The sequence below is a fragment of the Methanobrevibacter sp. genome, from assembly GCF_050872065.1.
Lineage (GTDB): Archaea > Methanobacteriota > Methanobacteria > Methanobacteriales > Methanobacteriaceae > Methanocatella.
In genome coordinates this window covers 1-8,344 of the sequence record NZ_JBNMGD010000055.1, presented here as the reverse complement: position 1 = coordinate 8,344, position 8,344 = coordinate 1, and the positions used below count along the sequence as shown (strand labels likewise).

The following is an 8,344-nucleotide window of genomic DNA, read 5'->3' as shown; positions in this document are numbered from 1 at the left end:
TTATAAATATACTATTATAGGGAGTTTATAAATGCAAGGAGAGATGGAAGATAAGTGTGGTATTGTTGGAATTCATTGTCCTGATGAATCTAAAAATGTCGCATCTTTTGTTTATTATTGTTTGTATGCTTTACAGCACAGAGGTCAAGAATCAGCAGGAATTGCTACTTTTAATCCAGAAAAAGGATTGAATTATTATTGTGGTATGGGTTTAATAACTGATGTTTTTAAAGATTATGAAATCCAAAATCTTAAAGGAAGCATGGCTATTGGACATGTAAGATACTCCACAACAGGTCAATCAAGACTTGAAAATTCACAACCTTTTGTAACAGATTTTGATGATGGATTTATTGCTATGGCTCATAATGGAGATATTGTAAACTCTGAAGAGCTAAGAAATGAATTGATTGATGAAGGTTATGAATTTAAATCCGATACTGATTCTGAAGTTATTTGTTACATGCTTAAAAAAGAGCATTGTGATAACAATAAAGACATAATAGATTCAATTGAATCTGTTTCTAAAAAACTTGTTGGATCTTACGCATTAACTATTTTGATAAATGGTAAATTATATGGAGTGCGTGATCCTATGGGAATCAAGCCACTTGCAGTTGCAAAAAGGGATGATGAGTTTATCCTTGCTTCTGAAACTGTTGCATTTGATGTAATTAATGCAAAATTTATCAGGGACATAAAACCTGGTGAAGTGGTATTCTTTGAAGATAATGAAATCAAATCCCACATGTTAGAAATTACAGAGGACTGTAAACTTTCTCACTGTATGTTTGAATATGTGTACTTTGCAAGACCAGACAGTACAATTGATGGAGTTAATGTATATGAAAGCAGAATGAATATTGGCCGTCAATTACATGAATTATATCCTATTGATGCTGATGTTGTAATTCCTGTACCTGATTCATCTATTCCTGCAGCTATTGGTTATTCAAGAGCTTCTGGAATTCCATATGGTGAAGGTTTAATTAAAAACAGGTATGTTGGAAGAACATTTATCATGCCAACTCAAGAAGAACGTGAGTTAGCAGTCAGACTTAAACTAAACCCTATTAAGGATGCTATTAAAGGTAAAAGAATTATTTTAATCGATGATAGTATTGTAAGGGGAACTACTTCTAAAAAATTATTAGATCTTGTAAAAGAAGCAGAACCAGCTGAAATTCACTTTTTAGTAGGTTGTCCACCAGTTATTTCTCCTTGTTTCTATGGTGTAGCTATGGCAACTAAAAAAGAGTTGATTGCAGCTAATTATTCTATTGAAGAAATTAAAGAACAACTTGAAATTGATACATTAGGTTATATTACTATTGAAGCTTTAATTGAAGCTATTGGAATGCCAAAAGAGGATTTATGCTTAGGATGTATAAATGAGGAGTATCCTACTGAAATTCCAGAAGGTCTTGAAGCAGAAACATATTATAAACCTTAGATATTATGGTTGAATTATTAGCTCCAGCAGGAAATTTCATTTCACTTCGTGCTGTTTTAGAAAATGGTGCTGATGCAGTTTACTTTGGCCTTGATGATTATAATATGAGGGCCAATGCTAAAAATTTTTCATTGGATGAGTTAAAAGAAGTATCTAAAATAGCTAAAGATTATGGAGCTAAAACTTATTTATGCACAAATACTATTTTAAATGAACGGTTAGCTTGCTCTTTGGATAATAATCTTGAAGATATCTCTTCTAGTGAGATTGATGGACTTATTTTATCAGATATTGGATTAATTGAAAATACTGTATCCAGTGGTCTTGAAGCCCATATTAGTGTACAACAGAATGTTTCAAATTCCTATATGTTAAAAACACTTAAAAAATTAGGCGCTAAAAGAGCAATTCTTTCCCGTGAACTTTCTTTAAGGGAAATTACTGGGCTGGCCAAAAAATCCCCAATTGAAACTGAAGTTTTTGTTCATGGTGCTATCTGCATGGCAATTTCAGGGCGCTGTTTTTTAAGTTATGGCCTTTATGGTAGAAGTGCTAATTGTGGAGATTGTCTGCAGCCTTGCCGTAAAAACTGGACATTAACTTATGAGGATGGAGAAGATAAAGTTATAAATTTCTCTGATGTTGATGAGGAATCATTTATTATTGCACCTAGTGATGATGGAAGTTATAGGACTAATTTTTTCTCCCCTAAAGATATGTGTATGATTGAATACATTCCGGAACTTATGAAAAGTGGAGTTACTTCATTTAAACTTGAAGGAAGAGCTCGCAGTCCAGATTATGGTGCTATGGTTACTGGAATTTACAGGCAAGCCATTGATAATTATAATGATAATCCGTTGGACTATAAAGTTAAAGATGAATGGATGGAAGAGCTTAAAAGCGTATTCAATCGTGGATTTGACACTAATTTTTACTTCAATACTCCATTTGAGGTTAGTGAAGATAATCAATCAAAATATATTAAAAAAGACATGGGGCAGGTTGTAAATTACTATAATAAAGTTAAAGCAGCAGAGCTTAGAATTTGGGATGATTTAAAGATAGGTGATAAAATCATCATTCAGGGCAAAACTACCGGTTCGATTACTCATATAATTGATTCTATTCAAGTTGAAGGCAAACCGGTTGTAAGTGTTAAAAAAGGTTCTAATGTAGCAATTGCTATTCCAACAAAAGTTAGAGAAAATGACTTTGTTTATAAATTAGTTGAGAGGAATGCTGATGATTAAGAAAATAGCTATTTATGGAAAGGGTGGAATTGGAAAAAGTACTACTGTAGCTAACTTGTCTGCTGTATGGGGTAGTGATGATTTAAATTGTCTTGTTATTGGATGTGATCCGAAGGCAGATACAACACGTACATTATACGGTTCAAGAATCCCAACTGTCGTTCAAACCTTAAAAAATAATAGAAAGCCTGAAAGGGATGATTTGGTTTTTAAAGGTTTTAAGGATATTTTATGTGTTGAAAGTGGAGGTCCAGAACCGGGTGTAGGATGTGCTGGACGTGGTGTTATTGTTGCAATGAAACGCCTTGAAAACTTAGGCATTTTTGATGAGGATTTGGATGTTGTTTTGTATGATGTTTTAGGTGATGTTGTTTGCGGAGGATTTTCAGTGCCTCTTCGTGAAAAATATGCTGATGAAGTTTTAATCGTAACATCCGGGGAATACATGGCATTATATGCTGCGAATAATATTGTAAAAGGTATTAAAAAGCTTAAAGGTAACTTAAGTGGTATAGTCTGCAACTGCAGAAATGTGGAAAATGAAGAGCAGATTGTCAACGACTTTGCTAAAAAGATAGGCACACATGTTATTGGTACTATCCATAGAAGTAATCTTATTCAAGATGCTGAACTAGATGCAAAAACCGTTATGGAAAAATACCCTGAAAGCAAAGAAGCACAAGAATACAGAGACCTTGCTTCAAGTATAATGTCTAATGAAAACATATCAACTCCAGAGCCAATGGATGATGAAGAATTTGAGTTATTCTTCAAGTCATACTTATAGATAGCATGTATTACTCAACCAGCTATAATTCTCCAATCGGTGAAATGCTGTTTGTAAGTGACGGAGAAGCTGTTTGTGGAGTCTGGTTTTATGGTCAAAAATTTTTTAAAAATAGCATTGACAAAACAATTGAAAACAATGATTTGGCGATTTTTAAAAAGCTTAAAAAATGGTTTGATGATTATTTCAATGGCCTAAATCCAGAAATTGATTTTAAGTTAAGACCTCAAGGTAGCGAGTTTAGACTTAAAGTATGGAAAATATTATGTGAGATTCCCTATGGTGAAACGCTAACTTATGGTGAGATTGCATCAAGGATATCTCCAAACATGTCTGCTCAGGCTGTTGGAGTTGCTGTTGGACATAATCCTATTTCTATTTTAATACCATGTCATCGTGTATTGGGAGTGAATGGTAAACTAACAGGATATGCCGCCGGTCTGGATAGAAAAATGGAATTATTGAAGTTAGAAAAGATACTATGAATTTACCGGCTAATATTGTAATAGGTAATGTAATATCATTTGTTGCAGGCATTTTTATCTTACTTAGCATGTGGGTTAATGATGAAAAAGAGGCATATAAATACCAATTCCTAAATGCATTTATTCTGATGATTTCTTCTGCATTCTTTTTATCATGGACAGGTATTGTAACCATGGCTATTGCAGCATCAAGAAATGCTATGGTTTATAAAGATAAATTAACCTTTAACTGGACTATAATTTTCATTATTGTTTCTGTAATTATTGGTTGTCTAGTAAATACTATGGGTTTTGTTGGATTATTGCCAATCATTGCTTTAGTGCAGCTTACAGTATGTAATTACTATTTAAAATCAATTAAGTCAATTAAAATTAGCTTCATTATAAACAGTGTAATATTTATAATTTATTTCCTTGCAATATGGGACTTTTCATCAGCAGTTATTGAAAGCATTACAGTAACTGTTGGATTAATTTCATTATTTAGATTAATTTATTCTAAATGAATTTTTTAAACATTCCAGTTTGAAGAACACTTTTTTTACTTATTTCTTCTAATTTTAAAAACAATTTCCAAGGCATTGAAACTAATAAATAATCATTAGGAATAAAATGTTTCATTTTACTGCGTGCTGCAAAATCAATAGGACTTAAAACAGGTTTTGGATTATCACTTTCACTTTCTCTAAAAGTAAAACATCCAATAGCTTGACATCCAGATGCCTGTGGAGTTAAAAGATAAGCATCTTTAAGTCTAAATGAAGTGTTTATCTGAACTAATGCAGTTAATTCAATTGGATTAACGGTAAATATTACAGAATCTGGAATTTCACTGTCCTCTAAATTCTCCAATCCTTTAAAAATCACATAATCTTCACTATCATAAGCGGGTCTAGATTTTATGTTTTCCTTTGCAGTCTCAAAATCAGCATAAATTCTCTCACCATGTTCAAACATATCACGGGTTTGTTTAGGCATGTGACTTAACTTTTCCAGATATTTCTCTTTATTTGGAGCTGATTCAACACCACAGGATAAAAATGATGCCTGAAAATCCATTGCATTTTCATCCTTAAATCCATCTCCCCAACCAAACCTACTGAAACTCCACCACAAGAGATGTGCTCACGGCCAAAACAGGTAGTTGTACGATTAGCTATTGTTTGTGCAACAAGACTCATTACACATCCTCCTCTACCGGTTTTAGGTGTTTTTGCATCTTTTGGTTTTTTGTTACTTTTGATTAATACAATTGGGGGAAATTTCATTTTCATTTCTTTTGATATATTGCTTTGCATATTCTACCTCATAAATTGGATATCATTCTTACTTAAATTTAGATAATTAATTTTGCTATGATTGGATTATCTACAAAAATAAGTTCAATTTTAGCATCATTATTAAATTTATCATAAATTCTACCTGCACTCATAGTTCCTCTTACAACAGTGTTAATACTATTTGCAATATAAGCTATTGTTTCATTATTCTGTTTGACTGCAATAGCTTCCATATCATATAAATTATCTGGTTCTTTTACAATATCAAAAATGGAACCTTTCTTAAATAAATCTCTGCTATTGAATCCACCAGCAATGCTAACTAATGCATCATCTTTATAATCCTCAAGTAATTTTATTAATTTTAATTTTGAATCAGATTTTTTATTTTTTTTGTTTAAGGCTTGACTTTGTTTGGTTTTTCTTTTTTTAGTATTCAATTTTTGTTTAGAATTATTGATTACTTCGGAAAGTGGAATTGGTTTAACTTCAGGAGTATCAAGTTCATATCTAATTTTTTGAAGTATATCTACATATTGAGTAGTAGTTTGTATTTCTGGATTTCTAATTAGTTCCTTTAATCTAGATTTAGCTTCTTTGCGAACCAGATAAATTATACAATATGGTCGGTTATATTCCTGAAAGTCCATATCCATTATGTAAATATTTATTAAAGCAAAATCATTTCTAATTTTTTTAACTGCTTCTATTCGAATATACATTTGAGGATCTGTTAGTGCAATTTGAGTTAAAACTGATTCATCATTAATATTTTTTAATGCTTCATTTCTAAATTCAGAATCATGACAATTTTGAGCAATTGAAATTAAAAAAGATTCATCTTTGATATTTTTCAAAGTATAAAGACCATATTCAGTATTTTCAAAAATATCTTTTAAAAAGGATTCATCATGAATATTTTTTAAAGCAGTTCTTCTTACAGTATCATTAAATATACTTGAACCAAAATCATAATCGAATAACTCTTTTAAAAAGGTTTCATCGTGAATTTTTTCAATAGCAGTTTTACAAACATCATATTCCATATCATTGAAAACAATATCTTTTAAATATTCAGTGTTTTGGATAGATTTAACAAAATGTCTTCTTCGAATCCAATTGTTTTCTTTTTTAACCAAATCAAATAATAAATCATCATCAATATAATCTAAATCCAATCTGTAAACTTCAATTTCATAATCATTAGAAATTATTTCTACAACAATATCTTGATTGGATATTTGGTTAATAGCTGCTTCACGGATATACTCGTTGGAATCATTTTTAGCAATATTTATTAAGGTTTCCTCATCAATAATATTTTTTATTGCGGATTGTCTATGTTTATTATCAGGATTTAAAGCTATATTAATTAAAAATTCTTGGTCATGAATATTATTTATGGCTTCCTCAGTGTAACTATAGTCTTTTTTAACGATATCTTTTAAGAATGATTCATCATGAATGTTTTCTATAGCATAGTTACATAATGAATATTCTTCTGATACTTCAGATAATTTTGATTTTTTAATATTTCCATTTTCAAAATCTTCTTCTGTATATTTTAATCTTTTTTTAACAAAATTAATAAGTAAAGTCTCATTTTTAATATTATTTATTGCTTGACTTCGAAGGTAATATTTGCTTTGGCTTTCTGCAAAATTAATTAATATATTATCATCATCAATCTGGGATAATGCAATGTCCCAAACTCCATAGTTTTGAGAATTTTCTACAATTTCTTTTAATAATTCATTATTTTGAACTTTTTTAGTTGCTAACTGACATATATCTGAATTAGAATTATTAATTGCAATATTTGTCAATACTGATGCATCATCTATTTTATAGTAGCTAAAGCACGAATATACCATTCGTCATGTGTTTCTGCAATATAACTTAATTCTTCATTACTATTTGAGTTACTTATTTCATTTTTCCAATTCTGCCAATCGTCAAATTCAATTTGGGATATGGAAAGATTATCTGAAGCCATGAAAATACCTAAATTATGCAAAACTTGTTTATAGATAATATGTATATTTTTCATTGTTAAAATTTCGTATTATTTAAACTAGGATTTTGAGATTAACTAAGCTTTGTAATTTTTTAACAATATTCATACATTTTCGTTAATAATAAATGATAAAATGAATCATATTTTAAAGCATTGTCTGATTGAAAGCACAGGAACTAGTTGAATACAAACCCTGAAGTTAAGAAAATAGATTTTAGATTAATTGGTAAATGTGAAGACATAGTTTAAAAATTTGGAAGATTTTTATCATAATATAGTAATGCATCATTATTTTCACAAAATTTAATCAGTTTTTTATAAATCTTTTTTTGTTTTAATGTTTTTGCGTTCCCAATAATTATTAATTTTTTTCTTGCACGTGTAAGTGTTACATTTAATCTTTTAGCATCTGCAATAAATTGTATATCTTTTTTAGTACTACTTCTAACCATGGATATTATAATTATATCTTTTTCATTTCCTTGGAAACCATCAACTGTATCAACATTGATGAATTTTGTATGTTTTTTTATTAAATTAACTTGGTCAACGTAAGGAGTTATAATTCCAATTTCACTTTGGGGGATACCTAGCTGATTATATCTTTTAGCAATTTTTGATGCTATTTTTGATTCTAAAATATTATATTTCGATGTTGAATTTTTATACTGCAATTCATTATTATTTTTTTCAAATGATGTATCAATAAAAAGAATTGGGCTTTTATGATGGTAACAATCTTCATTTTTTTTAAGGAAATAATTTTTTGCTTCTTTACCACATTTTAATTTATTATTATAAAATTCTTTATTTGGAAATTTCATAAGTATTTCATTCATTCTGTTCTGGATGTTTAATAATTTCTGTTGTTCAGGAAAATTTTTTTGTAAAATCTCAAATAAACTTTTTTTTAGTTCTTTATTATCACTGGTAACAGTTGGGGGTAATTGTTTCGGATCGCCAGCTAAGATAAATTTATTGGCTTTTGCAATAGGAATTAAAACACTAGGTATTGTTGTTTGTGATGCTTCATCTATATAATTACTACCTCAAAATGATAATTAGTTAA

The 8,344-nt window shown here is 29.7% G+C and carries 10 protein-coding genes; 5 read left to right on the top strand and 5 right to left on the bottom strand.

Annotated elements, in window-relative coordinates; all coding sequences use genetic code 11:
• Window positions 1-31: 31 nt before the first annotated feature.
• The 5 genes from purF to ACR0P1_RS07040 are packed head-to-tail and all read left to right on the top strand — an operon-like array spanning window position 32 to window position 4,484.
• Entirely contained in the window at window positions 32-1,453 is a 1,422-nt protein-coding gene (gene purF / locus ACR0P1_RS07060; RefSeq protein ID WP_432645702.1) for an amidophosphoribosyltransferase, read from the top strand.
• Window positions 1,454-1,458: 5 nt separating this feature from the next.
• Window positions 1,459-2,706, top strand: a complete 1,248-nt coding sequence (locus ACR0P1_RS07055) for a U32 family peptidase (RefSeq protein WP_432645701.1) — start codon at window positions 1,459-1,461, stop codon at window positions 2,704-2,706.
• The gene (gene cfbC / locus ACR0P1_RS07050) at window positions 2,699-3,493 is read left to right on the top strand and encodes a Ni-sirohydrochlorin a,c-diamide reductive cyclase ATP-dependent reductase subunit (protein WP_432645700.1); all 795 of its coding nucleotides are present in this window, start codon (window positions 2,699-2,701) and stop codon (window positions 3,491-3,493) included. Before ACR0P1_RS07055 ends, cfbC begins: the two co-directional genes overlap by 8 nt.
• 5 nt (window positions 3,494-3,498) lie before the next feature.
• Complete coding sequence (locus ACR0P1_RS07045) at window positions 3,499-3,978, top strand: methylated-DNA--[protein]-cysteine S-methyltransferase (RefSeq protein ID WP_432645699.1); 480 nt, start codon at window positions 3,499-3,501, stop codon at window positions 3,976-3,978.
• The gene (locus tag ACR0P1_RS07040; RefSeq protein WP_432645698.1) at window positions 3,975-4,484 is read left to right on the top strand and encodes a YgjV family protein; all 510 of its coding nucleotides are present in this window, start codon (window positions 3,975-3,977) and stop codon (window positions 4,482-4,484) included. The genes ACR0P1_RS07045 and ACR0P1_RS07040 overlap by 4 nt, the downstream gene beginning before the upstream one ends.
• Here ACR0P1_RS07040 and ACR0P1_RS07035 read toward each other — a convergent pair.
• The 5 genes from ACR0P1_RS07035 to ACR0P1_RS07015 all read right to left on the bottom strand — a co-directional run bounded on the left by ACR0P1_RS07035 (window position 4,477) and on the right by ACR0P1_RS07015 (window position 8,312).
• Complete coding sequence (locus tag ACR0P1_RS07035) at window positions 4,477-5,037, bottom strand: DUF169 domain-containing protein (RefSeq protein WP_432645697.1); 561 nt, start codon at window positions 5,035-5,037, stop codon at window positions 4,477-4,479. The two genes, ACR0P1_RS07040 and ACR0P1_RS07035, sit on opposite strands and share 8 nt — an antisense overlap.
• Window positions 4,962-5,276, bottom strand: coding sequence for a hypothetical protein (locus ACR0P1_RS07030; RefSeq protein WP_432645696.1), 315 nt, complete (start codon window positions 5,274-5,276; stop codon window positions 4,962-4,964). Before ACR0P1_RS07030 ends, ACR0P1_RS07035 begins: the two co-directional genes overlap by 76 nt.
• Window positions 5,277-5,314: 38 nt before the next feature.
• Complete coding sequence (locus tag ACR0P1_RS07025; protein ID WP_432645695.1) at window positions 5,315-7,132, bottom strand: hypothetical protein; 1,818 nt, start codon at window positions 7,130-7,132, stop codon at window positions 5,315-5,317.
• A complete protein-coding gene (locus ACR0P1_RS07020; RefSeq protein WP_432645694.1) occupies window positions 7,099-7,254 on the bottom strand; it encodes a hypothetical protein in 156 nt (51 codons plus the stop codon). The genes ACR0P1_RS07025 and ACR0P1_RS07020 overlap by 34 nt, the downstream gene beginning before the upstream one ends.
• 266 nt (window positions 7,255-7,520) lie before the next feature.
• Window positions 7,521-8,312, bottom strand: a complete 792-nt coding sequence (locus tag ACR0P1_RS07015; RefSeq protein ID WP_432645703.1) for an AAA domain-containing protein — start codon at window positions 8,310-8,312, stop codon at window positions 7,521-7,523.
• Between the last annotated feature and the right edge of the window lie 32 nt (window positions 8,313-8,344).

Excerpts from the sequence above, each read along its gene's own strand:
- ACR0P1_RS07030 (WP_432645696.1), bottom strand. The coding sequence starts at position 5,276 with ATGCAAAGCAATATATCAAAAGAAATGAAAATGAAATTTCCCCCAATT.
- ACR0P1_RS07040 (WP_432645698.1), top strand. The coding sequence starts at position 3,975 with ATGAATTTACCGGCTAATATTGTAATAGGTAATGTAATATCATTTGTT.
- ACR0P1_RS07045 (WP_432645699.1), top strand. The coding sequence starts at position 3,499 with ATGTATTACTCAACCAGCTATAATTCTCCAATCGGTGAAATGCTGTTT.
- ACR0P1_RS07055 (WP_432645701.1), top strand. The coding sequence starts at position 1,459 with ATGGTTGAATTATTAGCTCCAGCAGGAAATTTCATTTCACTTCGTGCT.
- ACR0P1_RS07025 (WP_432645695.1), bottom strand. The coding sequence starts at position 7,132 with ATGGTATATTCGTGCTTTAGCTACTATAAAATAGATGATGCATCAGTA.
- purF (WP_432645702.1), top strand. The coding sequence starts at position 32 with ATGCAAGGAGAGATGGAAGATAAGTGTGGTATTGTTGGAATTCATTGT.
- cfbC (WP_432645700.1), top strand. The coding sequence starts at position 2,699 with ATGATTAAGAAAATAGCTATTTATGGAAAGGGTGGAATTGGAAAAAGT.
- ACR0P1_RS07020 (WP_432645694.1), bottom strand. The coding sequence starts at position 7,254 with ATGGCTTCAGATAATCTTTCCATATCCCAAATTGAATTTGACGATTGG.
- ACR0P1_RS07035 (WP_432645697.1), bottom strand. The coding sequence starts at position 5,037 with ATGGATTTTCAGGCATCATTTTTATCCTGTGGTGTTGAATCAGCTCCA.